The sequence below is a fragment of the Streptomyces fructofermentans genome (assembly GCF_014651055.1).
In the GTDB taxonomy this organism is placed as follows: Bacteria; Actinomycetota; Actinomycetes; order Streptomycetales; family Streptomycetaceae; genus Streptomyces; species Streptomyces fructofermentans.
The window spans coordinates 231,183-252,987 of sequence record NZ_BMWD01000001.1 but is presented as its reverse complement, the minus strand read 5'-3'; the positions used below and the strand labels follow the sequence as shown (position 1 = coordinate 252,987).

The following is a 21,805-nucleotide window of genomic DNA, read 5'->3' as shown; positions in this document are numbered from 1 at the left end:
AGCACGCTCTCACAGAGACCTTGACCACATCGGAGGACTAGGGTTCTGGGGAAGCCCCCTGCGTACCGCGGTGCGACAAGGGAATTCGCGGGCGAGCGGGCCTCGTATCACGCTCCGTGTGGGCAAGCTCACCACAGGGGACGGGTCGAAACGTCGTGTCGGCTGTCCCTAAAATCAGCTTGTTTCAAGGAGAGGGAGCCAACGTGCGCAAGGTGCTGATCGCCAACCGTGGCGAAATCGCTGTCCGTGTCGCCCGGGCGTGCCGAGACGCCGGAATCGCGAGCGTGGCCGTGTACGCCGACCCGGACCGGGACGCGCTGCATGCGCGCGCCGCCGACGAGGCGTTCGCCCTGGGCGGTGACACGCCCGCGACCAGTTACCTCGACATGGCCAAGGTGCTGCTGGCCGCGAAGGACTCGGGGGCGGACGCGATCCACCCCGGCTACGGCTTCCTCTCGGAGAACGCCGAGTTCGCGCAGGCCGTGCTCGACGCCGGCCTGGTCTGGATCGGCCCGCCGCCGCAGGCCATCCGCGACCTGGGTGACAAGGTCGCCGCCCGGCACATCGCCCAGCGCGCCGGCGCCCCCCTGGTCGCGGGCACCCCCGACCCGGTCTCGGGCTCCGACGAGGTCGTGGCCTTCGCCCGGGAGCACGGGCTGCCGATCGCGATCAAGGCCGCCTTCGGCGGTGGCGGCCGCGGCCTGAAGGTCGCCCGCACCCTCGAAGAGGTCCCCGAGCTGTACGACTCCGCGGTCCGCGAGGCCGTCGCCGCCTTCGGGCGCGGGGAGTGCTTCGTCGAGCGCTACCTGGACAAGCCCCGGCACGTGGAGACCCAGTGCCTGGCCGACTCGCACGGCAACGTGGTCGTCGTCTCCACCCGTGACTGCTCCCTCCAGCGCCGCCACCAGAAGCTGGTCGAGGAGGCCCCGGCCCCGTTCCTGTCCGAGGCGCAGAACGCGGAGCTGTACCGCGCGTCCAAGGCCATCCTCAAGGAGGCCGGCTACGTCGGCGCCGGCACCGTGGAGTTCCTCGTCGGCACGGACGGCACGATCTCCTTCCTCGAGGTCAACACGCGCCTCCAGGTCGAGCACCCGGTGACCGAGGAGGTCTCCGGCATCGACCTGGTCCGCGAGATGTTCCGCATCGCCGACGGAGAGGCCCTGGGTTACGACGACCCGCAGTTGCGGGGTCACTCGTTCGAGTTCCGTATCAACGGCGAGGACCCGGGCCGCGGCTTCCTGCCGGCCCCCGGCACCGTGACCACGTTCGCCGCGCCGTCCGGACCGGGCGTGCGCCTGGACGCGGGCGTCGAGTCCGGCAGTGTGATCGGCCCGGCCTGGGACTCCCTGCTGGCCAAGCTGATCGTCACGGGCGCCACCCGCGAGCAGGCTCTCCAGCGCGCCTCCCGCGCCCTGGAGGAGTTCACCGTGGAGGGCATGGCGACCGCCATCCCCTTCCACCGCGCCGTGGTGACCGACCCCGCCTTCGCCCCGGAGCTGACCGGCTCGGCCGGCCCGTTCACGGTCCACACCCGCTGGATCGAGACCGAGTTCGTCAACGAGGTCAAGCCGTTCGCCGCCCCGGCGGACACCGACACCGACGACGAGCCCGGCCGCGAGACGGTCGTCGTCGAGGTCGGCGGCAAGCGCCTGGAGGTCTCGCTGCCCTCCTCGCTGGGCATGTCCCTCGCGCGCACCGGCCTCGCGGCCGGCGCCAAGCCCAAGCGCCGCGCCGCCAAGAAGTCCGGCCCGGCCGCCTCCGGCGACACCCTCGCCTCGCCGATGCAGGGCACGATCGTCAAGGTCGCCGTCGAGGAGGGCCAGGAGGTCAAGGAGGGCGATCTGATCGTCGTCCTGGAGGCCATGAAGATGGAGCAGCCGCTCAACGCCCACCGCTCCGGCACCGTCAAGGCCCTGTCCGCCGAGGTCGGCGCGTCCATCACCTCGGGCGCCGCCATCTGCGAGATCAAGGACTGACACCGCCGCGGCGCGGCCGTCGGCATCCGGAGCGCCCGGTGGACCCCAGTGGTCCGCCGGGCGTTCCGTTCGTCCGCGGTGGCATCCTGGACGGCAGCCGGTACGGCGGGAGAGGGCAGGTGGACGTCATGGTGGTCGCGACCTCACAGGAGACCGCGGAGGACCCCGCGACGGTACGTCCCATGCGCGCCGACGCCCGCCGCAACCACGCGCGGCTGGTCGCCGAGGCACGGGCCGCCTTCGCGGCGTACGGGGCGGACGCCTCCCTGGAGGACGTGGCCCGGCGCGCGGGGGTCGGCATCGGCACGCTGTACCGGCACTTCCCGAACCGGCACGCGCTGCTCGGCGCGGTCTTCGCGGACGCCGTGAGCGATCTGCTGGCCCGCGCGCGCGAACTGCTCGACGATCCGCAGCCGTGCACGGCGCTCGTGACGTGGCTGCGCGCCATCATCACTCACGCGGGTGAGTACCGCGGCCTGTCTCGCGCCCTGATGTCGGCCACGCGGGACGACGCATCGGCCCTCGCCCGGTGCAGCGGGCCGATGCACGAGGCGGGCAGCGCGCTGCTCGCGCGGGCCCAGTCCGCGGGTGCGGTGCGGCCGGACGTCTCCATCGGGGATCTGCTCCAGCTCACCAACGCCATCGCCCTGGCCGCCGAGGAGACCCCGGAGGAACCGGAGTTGGCGGACCGTCTGCTGACGCTGACCCTGCGGGGCCTCAAGGCCTGACGGCCCGCGCGCCGGCGGCCCTCGCGGCCGGCGGCGACCCCGTCTTCCTCCCGCGCACGGAAGTCCTGGCGGCCGCACGGCCGTTGGCGACCCGGTGTCGGTCCCGCGTGCGGACCGGATCGCCGTCCGTCGGAGTCGGGGCGTCCGCGGGCGCCGTCAGCGCCTGCGCATGTCGGCGACTCGCGCGCGCTCACTCTGGGGCTGGTCCCCCAGGACCGCGGCCGCGCTGCGCAACTGGGGGGCGCCGCCCTGGACCTGACCCCGCCGCGGACCGGGCAGCGGCACGTCCCGGCGCGGCGGTTGGCGCCCCGCGGGAACCGCGTCCCCTCCCGATCCGGCCACCGCGATCTGCACTCCCTGGTCGGCCAGGGCCTGCAGTTCGGTGCCGGCGCGGTCGTCGTGGGCGGGCGGCTCGTCGGTCACGAGCCGGGTGATCACGTCGGTCGGCACGGTCTGGAACATCGTGTCGGTGCCGAGCTTGGTGTGGTCGGCGAGGACCACGACCTCCCCGGCCGCCTGCACCAGCGCGCGGTCGACGGACGCCGACAGCATGTTGGAGGTGGACAGGCCGCGCTCCGCGGTCAGCCCGCTTCCGGACAGGAAGGCCCGCGAGACCCGCAGCCCCTGGAGGGACTGCTCGGCACCGCTGCCGACGAGGGCGTAGTTGGAGCCGCGCAGGGTCCCTCCGGTCATCACGACCTCGACGCGGTTGGCGTGGGCCAGCGCCTGGGCGACCAGGAGCGAGTTGGTGACGACGGTCAGACCGGGTACCCGCGCGAGCCGGCGGGCCAGCTCCTGCGTGGTCGTCCCCGCCCCCACCACAATGGCCTCGCCTTCTTCGACGAGACCCGCGGCGAGATCGGCGATGGCCGTCTTCTCGGCGGTCGCGAGATGCGATTTCTGCGGAAAGCCGGACTCCCGCGTGAACCCGCCCGGCAATACCGCACCGCCATGTCGGCGGTCGAGGAGTCCTTCTGCCTCCAGTGCGCGCACGTCCCGCCGTACGGTCACTTCGGAGGTCTGGACGACGCGGGCAAGCTCACGGAGCGACACGGCCCCATTGGCTCGCACCATTTCGAGGATCAATTGGCGACGTTCTGCAGCGAACACGAAACTGACAGTAACCCCAACGACCGTCTGCTTTCAGCAGTTTGCGCCGAATAACAGAAGTTGTTCGCACGGCATGGGGTGGAGTGGTATACGTGCCTATCCAGGCCGCCTATGCCGTGCGAATGGGCAGCAACTCCCTGTGACCAGCGGGAAATCGCCTTTCGCCGTCAGGCGTCGCCCGCGGTCTTGCGCGTGTGGAGCTGCCGCGCCACCTCGGCGATCGACCCCGACAGGGACGGATAGACGGTGAACGCGTTCGCGATCTGTTCGACGGTCAGGTTGTTGTCGACCGCGATCGAGATCGGGTGGATCAGTTCCGAGGCCCGCGGCGAGACCACGACACCGCCGACGACGATCCCCGTGCCCGGCCGGCAGAAGATCTTGACGAAGCCGTCCCGGATGCCCTGCATCTTGGCGCGCGGGTTGCGCAGCAGCGGCAGCTTCACCACCCGGGCGTCGATCTTGCCCGCGTCGACGTCCGCCTGGGAGTAGCCGACGGTGGCGATCTCGGGGTCGGTGAAGACGTTCGACGACACCGTCTTGAGGTTGAGCGGGGCGACCGCGTCGCCGAGGAAGTGGTACATGGCGATGCGGCCCTGCATCGCGGCGACCGAGGCCAGCGCGAAGACGCCGGTCACGTCACCGGCCGCGTACACGCCGGGGGCCGTCGTCCTGGACACCTTGTCGGTCCAGATGTGACCGGAGTCCCGGACCTTGACGCCGGCCTCCTCCAGGCCCATGCCGTCGCTGTTCGGGATGGCGCCGACCGCCATGAGGCAGTGCGAGCCGGTGATGACGCGGCCGTCCGAGAGCGTCACCTCGACCCGGTCGCCGACGCGCTTGGCGGACTCGGCGCGCGAGCGGGCCATGACGTTCATGCCGCGCCGCCGGAAGACGTCCTCCAGCACGGCCGCCGCGTCTGGGTCCTCGCCCGGCAGCACGCGGTCGCGGCTGGAGACGAGCGTGACCCGCGAGCCGAGCGCCTGGTAGGCGCCGGCGAACTCGGCGCCGGTGACACCGGAGCCGACCACGATGAGTTCCTCGGGCAGCTCGTCCAGGTCGTACACCTGGGTCCAGTTCAGGATGCGCTCGCCGTCGGGCTGCGCGTCGGCCAGCTCGCGGGGGTGCCCGCCGGTGGCGATGAGCACGGCGTCCGCGACGAGGGTCTCCTCGCTGCCGTCCGCGGCGCGCACGACGACCTTGCGCGAGCCGTCCATGGCCTGCCGGCCGTCGAGACGTCCCCGGCCGCGCAGCACGCGGGCGCCCGCGCGGGTGACGGAGGCCGTGATGTCGTGCGACTGGGCGAGCGCGAGCCGCTTCACACGGCGGTTGACCTTGCCGAGGTCGACGCCGACGACCCGCGCCGGAGTGTCGAGGTGCGGGGTGTCGTCGGCGACGATGATCCCGAGCTCTTCGTAGGACGAGTCGAAGGTGGTCATCACCTCCGCCGTCGCGATCAGGGTCTTCGACGGGACGCAGTCGGTGAGCACCGACGCCCCGCCCAGGCCGTCGCAGTCGACGACGGTCACCTCCGCGCCGAGCTGGGCGGCCACCAGGGCCGCCTCGTATCCGCCGGGTCCGCCGCCAATGATCACGATCCGAGTCACGTACTCCATTGTCCCGCACGCTTCAAGGTGCTTCAGCCCGGGGCCCGCGCGCGGGTGCGGCGGACGGTCCGTCGCGGTGCTCCCGTTGCCGGAGAGGCGCGTGCGTCCGCTGCCGTACCCTCGGTCCCATGTCGCTCTACGCCGCGTACGCCGGCAATCTCGACCCGCGGCTCATGACGCGCCGCGCCCCCCACTCGCCGCTGCGCGCCACGGGGTGGCTCACCGGCTGGCGGCTGACGTTCGCCGGGGAGCACATGGGCTGGGAGGGCGCGCTGGCGACCATCGTCGAGGCCCCGCGCTCGCAGGTCTTCGTGGCCCTCTACGACATCGCGCCGCCGGACGAGGAGTCCATGGACCGCTGGGAGGGTGTCGGCCTCGACATCTACCGGCGGATGCGCGTACGGGTCCAGACCCTGGAGGGCGAGGAGCCGGCCTGGGTGTACGTCCTCAACGGGTACGAGGGCGGCCTGCCCTCGGCCCGCTACCTCGGCGAGATCGCGGACGCGGCGGAATCGGCCGGGGCCCCGCACGACTACGTGATGGAGCTGCGCAAGCGCCCCTGCTGAGCGTGCCCCGGCGCGGGCACGCTCAGCCCGGAGCCGGCGGACAGCGGCCCGCTCACGACCCCGACCGCCGCTGCCCGCCCCAGCCCGCCGCACGCCACGGACGGCCTCCGCGCGCCTCCACGGCCACGGCCTCGGCCTCGGCCTCCACGGACCGTGTCCGCCACCGCCCCGACCGCGTCCGCCCGTCACCGCTCCCGCCGCTCCCTCCGCCACCGCCGGGGGAATCCCGGACACCGCGGAGGACCACCGCGGGGCGAACACCGCCAAGGACCGCCACGCCCGGTCCGAGCCCCCGGCCGGCTCGCGCGGACAGTCCGCCCGGACCCGCGCGGCCCCCTGTCCCGCCCGGTCCGGACCCGGTCGCGCGCACCCCGGCCGCCCTCGTCCGGCGGAAACGACAAGACAACGATCGCAAAGCAGTGACCATCACCATCTACGCGCGTAGGCCCGGACCGGCTACCCTCATGCGCGTGAACGCATCTCTTCTTCCGGACGACATCCAGGGCGACCCCCACGCCGCCGCCGACGCCGCCGCCGCGCGCCTGCGGGAACTCACGGGCACCGACAGCCACGACGTCGCCCTCGTGATGGGCTCGGGCTGGGCACCGGCCGTGGACGCCCTCGGCGACCCCGCCGCGGAGTTCGAGGTCACCGAGCTGCCCGGCTTCCCGCCGCCGGCGGTCGAGGGCCACGGCGGCAAGGTCCGCTCGTACCAGATCGGTGACAAGCGCGCGCTCGTCTTCCTCGGCCGCACCCACTACTACGAGGGCCGCGGCGTGGCCGCCGTCGCGCACGGCGTCCGCACTGCCGTGGCCGCCGGCTGCAAGACCATCGTGCTGACCAACGGCTGCGGCGGTCTTCGCGAGGGCATGCGTCCGGGCCAGCCGGTGCTGATCAGCGACCACCTCAACCTGACGGCGGCCTCCCCGATCGTCGGCGCGAACTTCGTCGACCTGACGGACCTGTACTCGCCGCGGCTGCGCGCGCTGTGCAAGGAGATCGACGCGACCCTCGAAGAGGGCGTCTACGCGCAGTTCCCCGGCCCGCACTACGAGACGCCCGCCGAGATCCGGATGGCCCGGGCGATCGGCGCGGACCTGGTCGGCATGTCGACCACGCTGGAGGCCATCGCCGCGCGCGAGGCGGGCGCCGAGGTGCTGGGCATCTCGCTGGTGACCAACCTCGCCGCCGGCATGACCGGGGAGCCCCTCAACCACGAGGAGGTCCTCCAGGCGGGCCGCGACTCGGCCACCCGGATGGGCGCGCTCCTGACCAAGGTCCTGGACCGGATCTAGGGAGCGCGGGGCGGTTCCCACCGGGCGGGAAGTGCCGGGAGGGCCCCGGAGACGCCTGGACCGCCGAGCGATCCCCTCGTCCTCCCCGTGTTCCCCCTCCCGTCCCTGCCCCTCGCTTCCCCTCGCTTCCCCTCACGCCCCCTCCCGCCCTCCCGCCCTCCCGTCCTCCGCTGCCGCCGGCCCAGGAACCCTCCCGCCCCGCCGGGCGTTCGAGGACGGAAGCACCGCTGCCGACACGGGTGGCGGCGAGTGGCGAGCTGACAACGGGGGACGGGGTACGTATGCCGGGGCCCGGGGGACGGGGAATGCAGGACGTCCGGCGCTTCCGCCCGGCACGCGGCGGCCGGGGACGGCGGGCGCGGGGATTCCGGGTACCCGGCACAGCGGGACAGCGGGACAGCGGGACAGCGGGACAGCGGGACAGCGGGACAGCGGGACAGCGGGACGACGAGACCACAGAACGAGAGGTTGACCCGACGTGCAGGACGAACTCATCGCACGCGCCCAGGCGTGGCTGGCCGAGGACCCCGACGCGGAGACCCGTGAGGAACTCGCCAAGCTCATCGAGGCCGAGGACGTCGCGGAGCTGACCGCACGCTTCAGCGGCACCCTCCAGTTCGGCACGGCGGGGCTGCGGGGCGAGCTCGGCGCGGGTCCGATGCGGATGAACCGCTCGGTCGTCGTGCGCGCGGCCGCCGGTCTCGCCGCGTACCTGAAGGCCCGGGGCCACGCCGGCGGCCTCGTGGTCGTCGGCTACGACGCCCGCCACAAGTCCGCCGACTTCGCCCGGGACACGGCCGCCGTCATGACGGGCGCCGGCCTGCGCGCCGCGCTCCTCCCCCGCCCGCTGCCGACACCCGTACTCGCGTACGCCATAAGGCATCTGGGCGCGGTGGCCGGCGTCGAGGTGACGGCCAGCCACAACCCCCCGCGCGACAACGGCTACAAGGTCTACCTGGGCGACGGCTCCCAGATCGTCCCGCCGGCCGACGCGGAGATCGCGGCGGAGATCGCCGCGATCGCGCGCCTCGCCGACGTGCCGCGCCCCGAATCCGGCTGGCAGACCCTCGACGACGGCGTCCTGGACGCCTATCTGGCGCGTACGGACGCCGTGCTGGCCGCGGACTCCCCCCGGACCGCCCGCACGGTCTACACGGCGATGCACGGCGTCGGCAGGGAGACCCTGACGGCGGCGTTCGCGCGGGCCGGCTTCCCCGCGCCGGTACTCGTCGCCGAGCAGGCCGACCCGGACCCGGACTTCCCCACGGTCGCGTTCCCGAACCCGGAGGAGCCGGGCGCGATGGACCTCGCGTTCGCGAAGGCCCGCGAGACCGGGCCGGACCTGGTCATCGCCAACGACCCGGACGCCGACCGCTGCGCCGTGGCCGTCCCCGACGGCGGCGACTGGCGCATGCTGCGCGGCGACGAGGTCGGCGCGCTGCTGGCGGAGCACCTGGTCCGCCAGGGCGCGCGCGGCACGTTCGCGGAGTCGATCGTCTCGTCCTCGCTGCTCGGCCGGATCGCGGCCGGCGCGGGCCTGCCGTACGAGGAGACCCTGACGGGCTTCAAGTGGATCGCCCGGGTGGAGGGCCTCCGGTACGGCTACGAGGAGGCGCTGGGCTACTGCGTCGACCCCGAGGGCGTACGGGACAAGGACGGCATCACGGCGGCGCTCCTGATCACCGAGCTGGCCTCCGTGCTCAAGGCCGAGGGGCGCACGCTCCTCGACCTGCTCGACGACCTCGCGGTGCGGCACGGCCTGCACGCGACGGACCAGCTGTCGGTCCGGGTGGACGACCTCTCGGTGATCTCCGACGCGATGCGGCGGCTGCGCGAGCGGCCCCCCACGCGGCTCGCGGGGCTGCCCGTCACGGCGGCCGAGGACCTGACGAAGGGGACGCCGAGCCTGCCCCCGACGGACGGCCTGCGCTACACCCTGGACGGCGCGCGCGTCATCGTCCGGCCCAGCGGCACCGAGCCGAAACTGAAGTGCTACCTGGAGGTCGTGGTGCCGGTCGGCACGCACGCGGGCCTCCCGGTGGCACGTGCCAAGGCCGCGGACCTGCTGGCCGCGGTCAAGCGCGACCTGTCGGCGGCGGCGGGCATCTGATCCCACCCGGACGCACCCGTACGGGTGACGTCCACCGGAATCCGCACGGGCCTCGCGCGGGTGGGCGCGCGCCCACCCGCCCGGGGCCCGCACGCGTCGGTACGGGCCGTACGGGGCTCGCGCGGGCAGCCGCCCGACGCGGGACGCGCCGCTGCGGACCGTCCACGTCCGCCCGCCCACCCGGACCGGTGCCGCATGCGTCGGCGCCCCGGCCGTACGGGGCGCTGCGGGTATCGGCGCGCCCGGGTACGGACCCTGGGCAGGTGACCGCCCCGCGCGGCGGGCGGGCGCGCCGGGGCGGGTGCCTGCCGCATGCCCGGCCGTACGGGGCAGCGGGTATCGGAGACCGCCCGGGTGCGGCCCGGTCGAGTGACCGCCCCGCGCGGGGCCGTCGCCGGCCGATCAGCCACGGGACGCGTGCGTGCCCGCAGCGATGCGCGAGGACCCCGGGTGCGGGTGACTGCCGTGTGTCCGGCCCCGATTCACGAGGCGGGACGGCCGGACGGCCCCTGCCGGGTCTCAGGACAGTACGGCGAGCAGGCCGACCCACAGCACCGCCAGCGCCAGCGCCAGCGGCCACAGGGGACGCCCCCGCTCGGCCCCGCTGCTCTCGCCCGTGGGCCGCAGCCCGGGGTCGTCGCGCATGACCGTGAGTTCGGCCGCGAGCGCGTCGTACGGATGGGTCAGGCCCCGCCGCCGCTCGAACCACGCCCAGCGGGGCGCGGCGACCGCCCAGTCGTCGTCCCGCCAGCGGAGTTTCAGCTCGTAGGACTCACGGCGTACGGAGCGGATGTCGTCCCACGGGACGTGCCGGGGGGCGCGCAGCCCGGTGAGCCACAGTCCGGAGCTGTCGGCCGTGATGCGCCAGGCGAGCTTCAGGGGGACGCGCACGGCCCCGTAGAGGCCGATCGCCGCGGCGAGGGCCAGCTCCCACGGGGACATCGCCCACTCCGTGAACCAGGCCCCGCAGATCCAGCCGCCCCACTGCACCAGCAGAGCCGCGGCCAGCCAGTCCAGCCAGCCCGCGCTCCAGCGCCGCACCGGCACGGCGGGCCGTCCGGCGCCGAGCTCCCTGGCCTGCCGTTCGAGCTGCCGGTCGCGTGCCTCGCGGGCCTTCTGCCGGGTGATCCTCCGCAGGCCCGCGCCCGGCGAGAGCGGGCGGACCGGTCCCGCGGACCACTCCGTCAGCGGCGGCTGGTCCGGGTCCTCGTCGGCGCTGACCAGGACGACCTCGGCGCCGTCGAAGGGCGCTCCGTAGAGCACGGCCTCGCGGACCGGGCCCGGCACGTCGTCATTGATCGTGTCGAGGATGCGCTCGAATTCCGCGCGCTCCTTGTCGCGCTGGTCGTCGCGCTGGTCGGCGGGCTGGTCGTCGCGCTCGTCGTCGCCGTGCGTGTCGGCCGCACCGGCGCCGCCGTCGGCCGCTCGGGGGTCGTCGGCCGCCTCGGTGTCACCGTCGTACGACGTCAGGTCCACGGTGAACAGGGGCCGCGCGGCGGCGGTGTCGTCGGCCGCGTAGACCTCCGTGGTGCCCCGGGCGTCGTCGCGCACGAGGACCCGCAGGACCGGCGCCGGCTCCCGGCGCAGCGCGACGGCCCGGTGGCGGCCCAGCCACGCGGACGCCAGCGCGGTGACGGCGAGGCCCGCGAGGTAGCAGGCCACGACACGGGAGCCGCCGCGGTCCTCGGCCGTGCCCCACAGCCCCGCGGTGGCGCCGGTGAGCACGGAGACCGCGAGCACCACGAGGCCGAGCGGACGCAGGAACCGGCCGCGCCGCACCGGCGCGTCCTCGTCCGGGACGCGGGCGGTGCCGTCGCCCGCGGCCTCCAGCGCCCGTTCGAGCTGGGTGTCCCTGGCCCGCAGCCGTACGGCCACGGCGGTCCAGGACACCACGACGACCAGGGCCCCGGCGAAGGTCACCGCCCAGGGCAGCGAAGGGGCCTCCACGGCGAGCGCGACGAGCAGCGCGGGGGCTCCGGCCCAGACCAGCTCGGGGCGGGCGAGCACCCACAGCGTGTAGACGGCGAACCCGGCGGCCACGAGCGGCCACAGTCCGCCGAGCATCACGGCCCAGGCGCCGACGCAGAGCGCGAACGTGGTCGCGGCGGCGGCGACCGACCTGCGTACCGCGGGAAGGGTCCAGCGGGGCGCCAGCGAGGCCGACCAGGCGGCCGCGGGTCCGGCCGTCCAGTCGCGGCAGCCGTCGGGTATCGCGGCCGCGGGCAGCCTCAGCGGCTCGTCGTACGACACATGCACTCCTGGATCATGTGGGAACACCGGCGGCCGCGACGACGGCCGGGGCCGGCCGCCGGACGCCTCCGCCCGCGATGTGGGTGTCACCCTCTCGTACGGTCGCGAGGACTGTTCACCTCAAGCGGGAACACACGTCCGGCCCGAGCCGGAGCACTCGTCCGAGCCGAGGCCCTCCGCACCACCCCGGAACCGCCCGCCCGCCACCGTCGGCGGGGCAACCAGCGCGCGGGCACAGCCCCCGGCGACCGGACCGCTCACGATCCCGTACGCCGGCGGGACCGTGCACCCGCGGGGCCGCGTCCCCCGGGGAGCGGCTGCGACGACCGGTCGCGGCGCGGGGTGGGCGCCGCGACCGGCACGGGACGCGCGGGCGACCCGGAACCGTCGGCGCCCCGGACGCGCGTCAGCCCACCGCGAGCAGCGCCGCGAGCAGCACGGCGCCCGCGGCCGCGGGGCCGACGATCTCGTAGGCCCAGCGCACGGTGGCCCCGCCCTGGGACCGCGCGTCCTTGGCGCGTGACTCGTGGAGCTGCCGCAGTTCGTCCATGATCTGGTCGGTGTGGGCGCGCACGGGTCCGGTGGCCACCGCGCCCATGTCGCGCGACGGGACGGCCGGCGCCTCGCCCGGCCGGCCGAGGTGCGGGTCGCCACGCCGGGCCGCGGCGGCGCCCTTGGCCTCGCCGCGGGCCTCCTTGCGGGCGGCCCGCTTGCGGGCGCGCAGCGAGACGGGCACGGCCCAGAGCTGGTACTTGGCGCCGGCCGTGTCGACGACCTCGTTGGAGTAGCCGGACCGGAACGTCTCCACGGCTCCCCAGGGCAGCACGACCACGCGCAGCGGGTTGCGCACGCGCAGCCGGCGCTCGTCGGCGAAGACGGCGGGGCGCAGGGTGAAGGCGGCGACGAGCGGCACCAGCATGATCATCGTGGCCAGCGCCAGCCACGGGGTACGGCCCTCGCCCGTGACCAGCGCGTCGATGCCGAGCCAGCACACGATGGCGAGCAGCAGTACGCCGCCGGCGATTCCGGAGGGCGACCGGTAGGCCCGGTCGTTGTACCGGGGTTCCGGTGCGTCCGGTGCGGGGGAGGGGTGGTCCGGGGTCGTCATGCTCCCGATTCTGCACGACGGCCCCCGGGACTCCCGTGCGCGGTGCCCCCGTCTTCACGGACCCCTGGGGCTGTACAGCAGCTACGCGCGTAGATATGCTCGTCTGGTGACCATGCCCACGACTGCACCTGCCTTCAGGGACGTGACCGCGTCCGACAGCACGCTGCGCCGCTTCCTCCACGGGCTGCCCGGGGTCGACGCGGTCGGCCTGGAGTCGCGCGCCGCCGCGCTCGGCACCCGCTCCATCAAGACGACCGCCAAGGCCTACGCCATCGACCTCGCCATCTCGATGGTCGACCTGACGACGCTGGAGGGCGCGGACACCCCGGGCAAGGTCCGGGCGCTCGGCGCGAAGGCCGTCCGCCCCGACCCGACGGACCGCACGACCCCGGCGACCGCCGCCGTCTGCGTCTACCCCGACATGGTGGCCACCGCCAAGGAGGCCGTCGCCGGGTCCGCCGTGAAGGTCGCCTCCGTGGCGACCGCCTTCCCCGCGGGCCGCGCCGCGCTCGACGTGAAGCTGGCCGACGTGCGGGACGCCGTCGCCGCGGGCGCGGACGAGATCGACATGGTCATCGACCGCGGGGCGTTCCTCGCCGGGCACTACATGAAGGTGTACGACGAGATCACCGCCGTGAAGGAGGTCTCGGGCGACGCGCGCCTGAAGGTCATCTTCGAGACCGGCGAGCTGTCGACGTACGACAACATCCGGCGCGCGAGCTGGCTCGGCATGCTGGCGGGCGCCGACTTCATCAAGACCTCCACGGGCAAGGTCGCCGTCAACGCGACACCGGCCAACACCCTGCTCATGCTGGAGGCGGTGCGCGACTTCCGTGCGCAGACCGGGATCCAGATCGGTGTGAAGCCCGCGGGCGGCATCCGCACCACCAAGGACGCCGTGAAGTTCCTCGTCCTGGTCAACGAGACCGCCGGCGAGGACTGGCTGGACAACCACTGGTTCCGGTTCGGCGCCTCCTCGCTCCTGAACGATCTGCTGATGCAGCGGCAGAAGCTGGCCACCGGCCGCTACTCCGGCCCCGACTACGTGACGGTGGACTGATCACCATGACCATGGAAAAGCGGTCATCCGCATTCGAGTACGCGCCGGCGCCCGAGTCCCGCTCCGTCGTCGACATCGCGCCGTCGTACGGCCTGTTCATCGACGGCGAGTTCACCGAGGCGGCCGACGGCAGGGTCTTCAAGACCGTCAGCCCCTCCACCGAGGAGGTCCTGTCCGAGGTGGCCCGGGCGGGCGCCGAGGACGTCGACCGAGCGGTGCGGGCGGCCCGCACGGCCTTCGTCAAGTGGTCCGCGCTCCCCGGCTCCGAGCGCGCCAAGTACCTGTTCCGCATCGCCCGGATCATCCAGGAGCGCAGCCGCGAGCTGGCCGTCCTGGAGACGCTGGACAACGGAAAGCCGATCAAGGAGACGCGCGACGCGGACCTCCCGCTGGTCGCGGCGCACTTCTTCTACTACGCGGGCTGGGCGGACAAGCTCGACCACGCGGGCTTCGGCGCCGACCCGAGGCCGCTGGGCGTGGCCGGACAGGTCATCCCCTGGAACTTCCCGCTGCTGATGCTGGCGTGGAAGATCGCCCCGGCGCTCGCCACCGGCAACACGGTCGTCCTGAAGCCCGCCGAGACCACGCCGCTGTCGGCGCTGTTCTTCGCGGACATCTGCCGCCAGGCGGGCCTGCCCAGGGGCGTCGTCAACATCCTTCCCGGGTACGGCGACGCGGGCGCGGCCCTCGTCGAGCACCCGGACGTGAACAAGGTCGCCTTCACCGGCTCCACGGCCGTCGGCAAGGCCATCGCGCGCCAGGTCGCGGGCTCGCACAAGAAGGTCACGCTCGAACTGGGCGGCAAGGGCGCGAACATCGTCTTCGACGACGCGCCCGTCGACCAGGCCGTCGAGGGCATCGTCAGCGGGATCTTCTTCAACCAGGGCCAGGTCTGCTGCGCGGGCTCGCGCCTGCTGGTCCAGGAGTCCATCCAGGACGAGCTGCTCGACTCCCTCAAGCGCAGGCTCTCGACGCTGCGGCTGGGCGACCCGCTCGACAAGAACACGGACATCGGCGCGATCAACTCGGCCGAGCAGCTCTCGCGCATCACCTCGCTCGTCGAGCAGGGCGAGTCCGAGGGCGCCGAGCGCTGGTCCCCGGCCTGCGAACTCCCCTCCTCCGGCTACTGGTTCGCCCCGACGCTGTTCACGAACGTCACCCAGGCGCACACCATCGCCCGCGACGAGATCTTCGGCCCGGTGCTGTCCGTGCTCAGCTTCCGCACCCCCGACGAGGCCGTCGCCAAGGCGAACAACAGCCAGTACGGGCTGTCCGCCGGCATCTGGTCGGAGAAGGGCTCCCGCATCCTGGCCGTCGCGGGCAAGCTGCGCGCGGGCGTCATCTGGTCCAACACGTTCAACAAGTTCGACCCGACCTCGCCGTTCGGCGGCTACAAGGAGTCGGGCTTCGGCCGCGAGGGCGGCCGTCACGGTCTGGAGGCGTACCTCGATGTCTGAGAAGTCGGAGAGGACCGCGCGACTGTCGGTCTTCAAGACCTACAAGCTGTACGTGGGAGGAAAGTTCCCGCGTTCCGAGAGCGGCCGGGTGTACGAGGTGACGGACTCCAAGGGCAACTGGCTGGCCAACGCGCCCCTCGCCTCCCGCAAAGACGCCCGTGACGCGGTCGTCGCCGCGCGCAAGGCGTTCGGCGGCTGGTCCGGGGCGACGGCGTACAACCGCGGCCAGGTCCTCTACCGCGTCGCCGAGATGTTGGAAGGCCGCCGCGAGCAGTTCGTGCGCGAGGTCGCGGACGCGGAGGGCCTGTCCAAGTCGAAGGCCGCCGCGGTCGTCGACGCGGCCGTGGACCGCTGGGTCTGGTACGCGGGCTGGACGGACAAGATCGCCCAGGTCGTCGGCGGCGCCAACCCGGTGGCGGGCCCGTTCTTCAACCTGTCCACCCCGGAGCCGACCGGCGTGGTGACGGTCCTCGCGCCGCAGGACTCGTCCTTCCTCGGGCTTGTCTCGGTGATCGCCCCGGTGATCGCGACCGGCAACACGGTGGTCGTGATCGCGAGCGAGCGGTCCCCGCTGCCCGCGCTGTCGCTGGGCGAGGTGCTGGCCACCTCCGACCTGCCGGGCGGTGTGGTCAACGTGCTCACCGGCAGGACCGCGGAGATCGCGGCCCCGCTGGCCTCGCACCAGGACGTCAACGCGATCGACCTCGCCGGCGCCGACGCCGAGCTGGCCAGGGAGCTGGAGGTCGCGGCCGCGGACAACCTCAAGCGGGTCGTCCGTCCACAGGCTGTGGATCACTGGGAGACCCCGGGCATCGAGCGCCTGACGGCCTTCCTGGAGACGAAGACGGTCTGGCACCCGACGGGCGCGCTGGGCGCCGCGGGGTCCTCCTACTGAGACCCGGGGCCCCGAACCGTGTCCCCGGGGCCCCGTCCGGCCGAGAGCCGCGTCTCCCCTCCGTCCGGGGGAGGCGCGGCTCTCTCCTGCGCCGTGGGCGCCGCCCGCCGTCCGCGGCGCCCCGTGCGGGGCTCAGCCGAGCAGCCCGGTCACCTGCCCCACGACCGGGACGCCGCCCAGGGAGTCGGCCTGCGCCAGGGGCGCCGTCAGCATCCGCGTCGACACGGGCTTGAAGTCGGCCACCTGCGTACCGAGGCCGTTGTCGAGCGGGTCGACGCCCGTGCCCGCCAGGGGGTTGGGCTTGAGTCCGCGCACCGGACCGGTCACGTACCCGACGGTCCCGGTGAGGGCCTGGAGGCCGGCCTGCGGGTCGAGGTTGCCCGTCGAGGCGGGCCGGGCGCGCACCACGTCGCCGAGGGCGCCGGTGTCGGCGGCGGCCGTGGTGGCACCCGCGCCCACCGCGATCCCCGCAGTCGTGAGGGCCAGCAACGCGCGCCGGGCTGTCGGGTTCTGGGAGGCCGAGTGTCGTGCCATGACTGCTGCCACCTTCTGCTGCGCAAAGTAATCGGGACGGCGCAAAGGGTAGTTGAGGTGTGATGCGCGCTCCAAAGCCGACCCGCGGGCTCGGCCGGGGGCCCGCGATGCCTCACACTGGTGTCTCGTGAGTCCCCCTCCCCCGATAGCCTCCCGCCCCTGCCGGGTCGTCCTGCTGTGCGGCCCCTCCGGCTCCGGCAAGTCCCTCCTCGCGGCCCGCTCCGGCCTTCCGGTGCTGCGGCTCGACGACTTCTACAAGGAGGGTGACGACCCGACGCTGCCGCAGGTCGAGGGCAGCGCCGACATCGACTGGGACCACCCGCTGTCCTGGGACGCGGACGTGGCCCTCGCGGCGATCTCGCAACTGTGCGCGACGGGCCGTACGAGCGTTCCGGTGTACGATATCTCGCTCAGCGCGCGCACGGGTTCGGAGACCGTCGACTTCGACGGGGCGCCGGTCTTCATCGCCGAGGGCATCTTCGCCGCCGAGATCGTCGGGCGCTGCCGCGAGGCCGGGCTGCTCGCGGACGCGCTGTGCCTGAGCCGCGGAGCGGCGACCACGTTCCGCCGCCGGTTCCTGCGCGATCTGCGCGAGGGCCGCAAGTCGGTGCCGTTCCTGCTGCGGCGCGGCTGGCGGCTGATGCGCGCCGAGCGCTCGATCGTGGCGCGGCAGACCGCGCTGGGCGCCCACGCGTGCGACCGGGACGAGGCGCTGGAGCGGCTGGCCGCGGCGGAGCTCTCCGGCCGGGACTCCGTCGGCGAGGGCGCACGGGTGACCGGCGGACCTCAGCACGGCGCCGGGCGCCCCTGAAGCAGGCGGGCAGCACGAAGAGCGGGACAGGACGGACCCCCCGGCCCTCCGGTCCCGCTCTCCTCGTGCTCCCCCGTACGGCGTTCCCCCGCGGTCCCCCGACCCCGTTGGTTCCCCCCGGTACCGCTTCCCCCGTGCCGTCCGCCGCCTCCCCCCGGAGTGACGGACGCCCCCCACAGCCTTCAGGCGACGAGCTCCCCGAAGGACTCCTCCTCGTCACGGCCGAAGCTGAGGACCTCGTCCTCGCGCAGCCGGCGGAGGGACCGCCAGATGCTGGACTTCACCGTGCCGACACTGATGTCGAGGATCTCCGCGATCTCCGGGTCCGTGCGGCCCTCGTAGTACCGCAGGACCAGCATGGTGCGCTGGAGTTCGGGAAGCCTGGCGAGCGCCTGCCACAGGACGGCGCGCAGTTCGGTGCCGCGCATCGCGTCCGTGTCGCCGGCCGTCTCCGGCAGCTCCTCGGTCGGGTATTCGTTCAGCTTGCGGCGGCGCCACGCGCTGATGTGCAGGTTGGTCATGGTGCGGCGGAGGTAGCCGCCGACCGCGGCCTTGTCACTGATCCGGTCCCAGGCCCGGTAGGTCGAGAACAGCGCGCTCTGCAGCAGGTCCTCGGCCTCGAAGCGGTCACCGGTCAGGTGGTAGGCGGTCGCGTACAGGGAGGCACGGCGCTCCTGGACGTAGGCGGTGAACGCCGCTTCGGCGTCCCCCGTCCCCGTCTCCGGGCGACGCTCCCCCGAGCCCTCCCCGTACGACGCTCCCCCGTGAGGTCCCCCCGGCGTCCCCCCGCCGGCTCCCCCCGCCCCGCGTGCGTCAACCACCGTCATGTACGACCCGGTGTGCTGACGCCCGGTGCCGCGAGCGCACCCCCGCCCGCTCACGGCACCGGACTTCTCCGCGCTCCTCGTGACGTCGTGGAGACGCGTGACAACTGCGCCAGTGCTGGTGCTGTGCAGCGTGTTCATCTCGCGCCCCCCGTCGTGGAGTTCCGGTTCTGCGGTATTTCCCTGCCTGTGCCGAAAAGCTTGCCCGGAGCACTTCATGACGGTGTCCGCCGACTGTCACAGACCTGTCACAGGGGTCGGCCCCTCCGGGGGCGCCGGACGATCACGCAGAAGCGTCGGACGACTACTCATCCGGCACACCGGCCACGTACTCGTATGCGGGACATGTGTGGGAGCGCTCCAACAGTCGATACCCGCCCACGTCATGGGACAGAATGACGTCCGTGCCTTCCCTGTTGCTGATCGAGGACGACGACGCCATCCGGACGGCCCTGGAGCTCTCTCTGACGCGCCAGGGACACCGGGTCGCCACCGCTGCCACCGGCGAGGACGGTCTGAAGCTGCTGCGCGAGCAGCGGCCGGATCTGATCGTCCTCGACGTGATGCTGCCCGGCATCGACGGCTTCGAGGTGTGCCGGCGCATCCGGCGCACGGACCAGCTGCCGATCATCCTGCTCACCGCGCGCAGTGACGACATCGACGTGGTGGTCGGACTGGAGTCCGGCGCCGACGACTATGTCGTCAAACCCGTGCAGGGGCGTGTCCTGGACGCCCGCATCCGGGCCGTGCTGCGACGCGGGGAACGCGAGGCCAACGACTCCGCGGCCTTCGGCTCCCTCGTGATCGACCGCGCGGCGATGACCGTGACGAAGAACGGCGAGGACCTGCAACTGACGCCCACGGAACTGCGGTTGCTCCTGGAGCTGAGCCGGCGTCCCGGTCAGGCGCTGTCCCGCCAGCAGTTGCTGCGCCTGGTGTGGGAGCACGACTACCTGGGCGACTCGCGGCTCGTCGACGCGTGCGTGCAGCGGCTGCGCGCGAAGGTGGAGGACGTGCCGTCCTCGCCGACGCTGATCCGTACCGTGCGCGGCGTCGGCTACCGGCTGGACAGCCCCTCGTGAACGACGCGCACGCGGTCACCGGGCCGTGTCCGGCCCGGGGACCCGCCCCCCTGTGCCCCGTGACGGACGGCGGGACGCGGTGACGGCACCGCGGGGCAGGGTGCGCGGCTGGGCCGCGGCACGCCGGACGATACTGGCCGGCCTGCGCTTCACGAGCCTGCGGCTGCGCCTGGTCGTCGTGTTCGGCCTCGTCGCGCTGACCGCCGCCGTGTCGGCGTCGGGGATCGCGTACTGGCTCAACCGCGAGGCGGTGCTCACCCGCACCCAGGACGCGGTGCTCGGGGACTTCCAGCAGGCGATGCAGACCCGGGCCAGCACCCTTCCGCCGCATCCGACGCAGGACGAACTCCAGCGCGCGGCCGGGCAGATGGCCAACAGCAGCCAGCGCTTCAGCGTGCTGCTGCTCGCCGAGGACGGCGACGGCGACACGGTCCGCGGCAACTCCGACCTGGACACCTTCACGCTGGAGGACGTACCCGCGTCCCTCCGGAAGGCGGTGAACAGGGAGCAGGAGATCACCTCGAACAACAAGTACACGTACCACCTGTACTGGCAGCGGATCGTGCAGGACGACAAGCCGTACCTCGTGGGCGGCGCCAAGGTGATCGGCGGCGGGCCGACCGGCTACATGCTCAAGTCGCTGGAGCCGGAGGCGAAGGACCTCAACTCGCTCGCCTGGTCGCTGGGCATCGCCACCGGGCTCGCGCTGATCGGTTCGGCGCTCCTCGCGCAGGCCGCCGCGACGACCGTCCTCAAGCCCGTGCACCGGCTGGGCATCGCCGCCCGGCGGCTCGGCGAGGGGAAGCTGGACACCCGGCTGCGGGTGTCGGGCACGGACGAACTCGCGGATCTGTCACGCACGTTCAACCGCACCGCCGAGTCGCTGGAGAAACGTGTCGCGGACATGAGCGCCCGCGACGAGGCGTCCCGGCGGTTCGTGGCGGACATGTCACACGAACTGCGCACACCGCTGACCGCGATCACCGCGGTGAGCGAGGTGCTGGAGGAGGAGCTCGACGCCGAGTCCGGCAGCGTCGACCCGATGATCGAGTCCGCCGTGCGGCTCGTGGTGAGCGAGACCAGGCGGCTGAACAACCTCGTGGAGAACCTCATGGAGGTCACCCGCTTCGACGCGGGCACGGCCCGCCTCGTCCTCGACACCGTGGACATCGCCGACCAGATCACCGCGTGCATCGACGCGCGCGCCTGGCTGGACGCGGTGGACCTGGACGCGCCGCGCGGCATCATGGCGCACCTGGACCCGCGCCGCCTGGACGTCATCCTGGCGAACCTGATCGGCAACGCCCTCAAGCACGGCGGCTCCCCCGTGCGGGTCCGTGTGCGCGACGAGGGCGACGAACTGGTCATCGAGGTCCGGGACCACGGGCCGGGCATCCCCGAGGACGTCCTGCCGCACGTCTTCGACCGCTTCTACAAGGCGAGCGCCTCCCGGCCGCGCTCCGAGGGCAGCGGCCTCGGCCTGTCGATCGCCCTGGAGAACGCCCACATCCACGGCGGCGGGATCACCGCCGCGAACTCCCCCGAGGGCGGCGCCGTCTTCACCCTGCGACTGCCCCGCGGCTCCTCGGAGCTCGCGGACGCGGAACCCGCCGGCGGCCCCGGCAAGCCCGACGACGGGGGCACCCGCCCCGAGGGAGACGCGTGATGCCCGTACGCCGCCCGAGGGGGACCCGCGGGGCCCGTACGCCGGGGGCGACCGGCACCGGACACCGGCTGCGGGCCGCCGTGCTCGCCGTGCCGCTGCTCGCGGTGGCGCTGGCCGGGTGCGGCATCCGGGCGACGGAGGTGCCGACCGACTTCGGGCCCGCGCCCTCCCGGGTGCCGTGCGCGCTGACCGGGACCGACATCGGGACGCAGTCCTCGCGCGGCATACTCGTCCAGATCTACCTGCTGTGCTCCTCCCAGCTGGCACCGGTCGACCGGACCGTGCGCATCGAGACCGGACCGGCCGACACGGACCGGGTACGGGCCGCGCAGGCGCTCCTCGACGAACTGTCCGAGCCGCCGCCCGAGGCCGAGCAGCAGGCGAACTACACGACGGACGTGCCCGGCGGACTCACGGCGCGGGGCCCGGACCCCGCCGACCCCGCCGACACCCTGCGGCTGAGCACCCCGCCCGCGGATCTGACGCCGTACACGCTGGCCCAGATCATCTGCACGTTCAGCAACTCGGAGGCCGCCTCCGACGACGGCACGGTGACCCTGGGCGGGCCCGGCTCGGACACCCCCCGCCGCTACGAGTGCACGGAGGACGTCCGGTCCCGTCCGGGCACGGCCACCCCGCCGTCGACGGAGGCCGAGGGGGCCTGAGCCCCGCCGCGGGACCCCGCCTGTGGCGCACGCCTCACCCGTGCGGACCACGGACCGCCGT

General features: G+C 73.5%; 18 protein-coding genes. 12 read left to right on the top strand and 6 right to left on the bottom strand.

Annotation, left to right across the window (positions count from 1 at the left end; all coding sequences use genetic code 11):
• Positions 1–203: 203 nt before the first annotated feature.
• Both IE265_RS01025 and IE265_RS01020 read left to right on the top strand, forming a co-directional pair.
• Positions 204–1,976 carry an acetyl/propionyl/methylcrotonyl-CoA carboxylase subunit alpha gene (locus IE265_RS01025; protein ID WP_190033328.1) on the top strand — a complete coding sequence of 591 codons (1,773 nt, stop codon included), beginning with the start codon at positions 204–206 and terminating at the stop codon, positions 1,974–1,976.
• Positions 1,977–2,104: 128 nt separating this feature from the next.
• A complete protein-coding gene (locus IE265_RS01020; protein WP_229915989.1) occupies positions 2,105–2,704 on the top strand; it encodes a TetR/AcrR family transcriptional regulator in 600 nt (199 codons plus the stop codon).
• Between the two features lie 156 nt (positions 2,705–2,860).
• Here the strand turns inward: IE265_RS01020 and IE265_RS01015 are convergent, their stop codons facing one another.
• Together IE265_RS01015 and IE265_RS01010 are read right to left on the bottom strand one after the other, a co-directional pair.
• Complete coding sequence (locus tag IE265_RS01015; protein ID WP_229915961.1) at positions 2,861–3,778, bottom strand: DeoR/GlpR family DNA-binding transcription regulator; 918 nt, start codon at positions 3,776–3,778, stop codon at positions 2,861–2,863.
• Positions 3,779–3,981: 203 nt separating this feature from the next.
• On the bottom strand, positions 3,982–5,430 hold the full coding sequence (locus IE265_RS01010; protein ID WP_190033326.1) for an NAD(P)H-quinone dehydrogenase: 1,449 nt from the start codon (positions 5,428–5,430) through the stop codon (positions 3,982–3,984).
• A 119-nt stretch (positions 5,431–5,549) separates the two neighbouring features.
• Between IE265_RS01010 and IE265_RS01005 the strand changes: the two genes are divergently transcribed.
• The 3 genes from IE265_RS01005 (at position 5,550) to IE265_RS00995 (ending at position 9,392) form a co-directional block, all read left to right on the top strand.
• Complete coding sequence (locus IE265_RS01005; protein WP_190033325.1) at positions 5,550–5,987, top strand: gamma-glutamylcyclotransferase family protein; 438 nt, start codon at positions 5,550–5,552, stop codon at positions 5,985–5,987.
• 470 nt (positions 5,988–6,457) lie between these two features.
• Positions 6,458–7,282 carry a purine-nucleoside phosphorylase gene (locus IE265_RS01000; RefSeq protein WP_190033324.1) on the top strand — a complete coding sequence of 275 codons (825 nt, stop codon included), beginning with the start codon at positions 6,458–6,460 and terminating at the stop codon, positions 7,280–7,282.
• 478 nt (positions 7,283–7,760) lie between these two features.
• Positions 7,761–9,392 (top strand): phospho-sugar mutase, encoded by a 1,632-nt coding sequence (locus IE265_RS00995; protein WP_190033323.1) that lies wholly within the window; start codon positions 7,761–7,763, stop codon positions 9,390–9,392.
• A gap of 519 nt (positions 9,393–9,911) precedes the next feature.
• Here IE265_RS00995 and IE265_RS00990 read toward each other — a convergent pair.
• Both IE265_RS00990 and IE265_RS00985 read right to left on the bottom strand, forming a co-directional pair.
• Positions 9,912–11,642, bottom strand: a complete 1,731-nt coding sequence (locus IE265_RS00990; RefSeq protein WP_190033322.1) for a hypothetical protein — start codon at positions 11,640–11,642, stop codon at positions 9,912–9,914.
• A 406-nt stretch (positions 11,643–12,048) separates the two neighbouring features.
• The gene (locus tag IE265_RS00985) at positions 12,049–12,750 is read right to left on the bottom strand and encodes a PH domain-containing protein (RefSeq protein WP_190033321.1); all 702 of its coding nucleotides are present in this window, start codon (positions 12,748–12,750) and stop codon (positions 12,049–12,051) included.
• Positions 12,751–12,862: 112 nt separating this feature from the next.
• On the opposite strand from IE265_RS00985, the gene deoC reads away from it, so the two are divergent.
• From deoC to IE265_RS00970, 3 genes are read left to right on the top strand one after another with little or no spacing between them, the layout of a single operon-like run.
• Positions 12,863–13,810, top strand: a complete 948-nt coding sequence (deoC, locus tag IE265_RS00980) for a deoxyribose-phosphate aldolase (protein WP_190033733.1) — start codon at positions 12,863–12,865, stop codon at positions 13,808–13,810.
• A 5-nt stretch (positions 13,811–13,815) separates the two neighbouring features.
• Entirely contained in the window at positions 13,816–15,267 is a 1,452-nt protein-coding gene (locus IE265_RS00975) for an aldehyde dehydrogenase family protein (protein WP_190033320.1), read from the top strand.
• Positions 15,260–16,162 carry an aldehyde dehydrogenase family protein gene (locus IE265_RS00970; protein ID WP_190033319.1) on the top strand — a complete coding sequence of 301 codons (903 nt, stop codon included), beginning with the start codon at positions 15,260–15,262 and terminating at the stop codon, positions 16,160–16,162. The genes IE265_RS00975 and IE265_RS00970 overlap by 8 nt, the downstream gene beginning before the upstream one ends.
• A gap of 132 nt (positions 16,163–16,294) precedes the next feature.
• On the opposite strand, the gene IE265_RS00965 is transcribed toward IE265_RS00970, so the two are convergent.
• Complete coding sequence (locus IE265_RS00965; protein WP_190033318.1) at positions 16,295–16,696, bottom strand: hypothetical protein; 402 nt, start codon at positions 16,694–16,696, stop codon at positions 16,295–16,297.
• Between the two features lie 127 nt (positions 16,697–16,823).
• Between IE265_RS00965 and IE265_RS00960 the strand changes: the two genes are divergently transcribed.
• Entirely contained in the window at positions 16,824–17,507 is a 684-nt protein-coding gene (locus tag IE265_RS00960) for a uridine kinase family protein (RefSeq protein ID WP_229915960.1), read from the top strand.
• Positions 17,508–17,689: 182 nt separating this feature from the next.
• Here IE265_RS00960 and IE265_RS00955 read toward each other — a convergent pair whose 3' ends face one another.
• Positions 17,690–18,472, bottom strand: coding sequence for a SigE family RNA polymerase sigma factor (locus IE265_RS00955; protein ID WP_190033317.1), 783 nt, complete (start codon positions 18,470–18,472; stop codon positions 17,690–17,692).
• A 263-nt stretch (positions 18,473–18,735) separates the two neighbouring features.
• Here IE265_RS00955 and afsQ1 point away from each other — a divergent pair, with 263 nt between their 5' ends.
• The 3 genes from afsQ1 (at position 18,736) to IE265_RS00940 (ending at position 21,744) form a co-directional block, all read left to right on the top strand.
• Complete coding sequence (gene afsQ1, locus IE265_RS00950) at positions 18,736–19,413, top strand: two-component system response regulator AfsQ1 (RefSeq protein ID WP_190033316.1); 678 nt, start codon at positions 18,736–18,738, stop codon at positions 19,411–19,413.
• 79 nt (positions 19,414–19,492) lie between these two features.
• Positions 19,493–21,079: an ATP-binding protein gene (locus tag IE265_RS00945; protein ID WP_190033315.1), complete on the top strand. Its 1,587-nt coding sequence runs from the start codon at positions 19,493–19,495 to the stop codon at positions 21,077–21,079.
• Entirely contained in the window at positions 21,079–21,744 is a 666-nt protein-coding gene (locus tag IE265_RS00940; protein ID WP_229915959.1) for a hypothetical protein, read from the top strand. Before IE265_RS00945 ends, IE265_RS00940 begins: the two co-directional genes overlap by 1 nt.
• The last annotated feature ends 61 nt before the right edge of the window (positions 21,745–21,805 follow it).

Coding starts and splice junctions, on each gene's coding strand:
- IE265_RS00970 (WP_190033319.1), top strand. CDS start 15,260: ATGTCTGAGAAGTCGGAGAGGACCGCGCGACTGTCGGTCTTCAAGACC.
- deoC (WP_190033733.1), top strand. CDS start 12,863: ATGCCCACGACTGCACCTGCCTTCAGGGACGTGACCGCGTCCGACAGC.
- IE265_RS00965 (WP_190033318.1), bottom strand. CDS start 16,696: ATGGCACGACACTCGGCCTCCCAGAACCCGACAGCCCGGCGCGCGTTG.
- IE265_RS01010 (WP_190033326.1), bottom strand. CDS start 5,430: ATGGAGTACGTGACTCGGATCGTGATCATTGGCGGCGGACCCGGCGGA.
- IE265_RS01015 (WP_229915961.1), bottom strand. CDS start 3,778: ATGGTGCGAGCCAATGGGGCCGTGTCGCTCCGTGAGCTTGCCCGCGTC.
- IE265_RS00955 (WP_190033317.1), bottom strand. CDS start 18,472: ATGAACACGCTGCACAGCACCAGCACTGGCGCAGTTGTCACGCGTCTC.
- IE265_RS00985 (WP_190033321.1), bottom strand. CDS start 12,750: ATGACGACCCCGGACCACCCCTCCCCCGCACCGGACGCACCGGAACCC.
- IE265_RS00975 (WP_190033320.1), top strand. CDS start 13,816: ATGACCATGGAAAAGCGGTCATCCGCATTCGAGTACGCGCCGGCGCCC.
- IE265_RS01020 (WP_229915989.1), top strand. CDS start 2,105: ATGGTGGTCGCGACCTCACAGGAGACCGCGGAGGACCCCGCGACGGTA.
- IE265_RS00940 (WP_229915959.1), top strand. CDS start 21,079: ATGCCCGTACGCCGCCCGAGGGGGACCCGCGGGGCCCGTACGCCGGGG.
- IE265_RS01005 (WP_190033325.1), top strand. CDS start 5,550: ATGTCGCTCTACGCCGCGTACGCCGGCAATCTCGACCCGCGGCTCATG.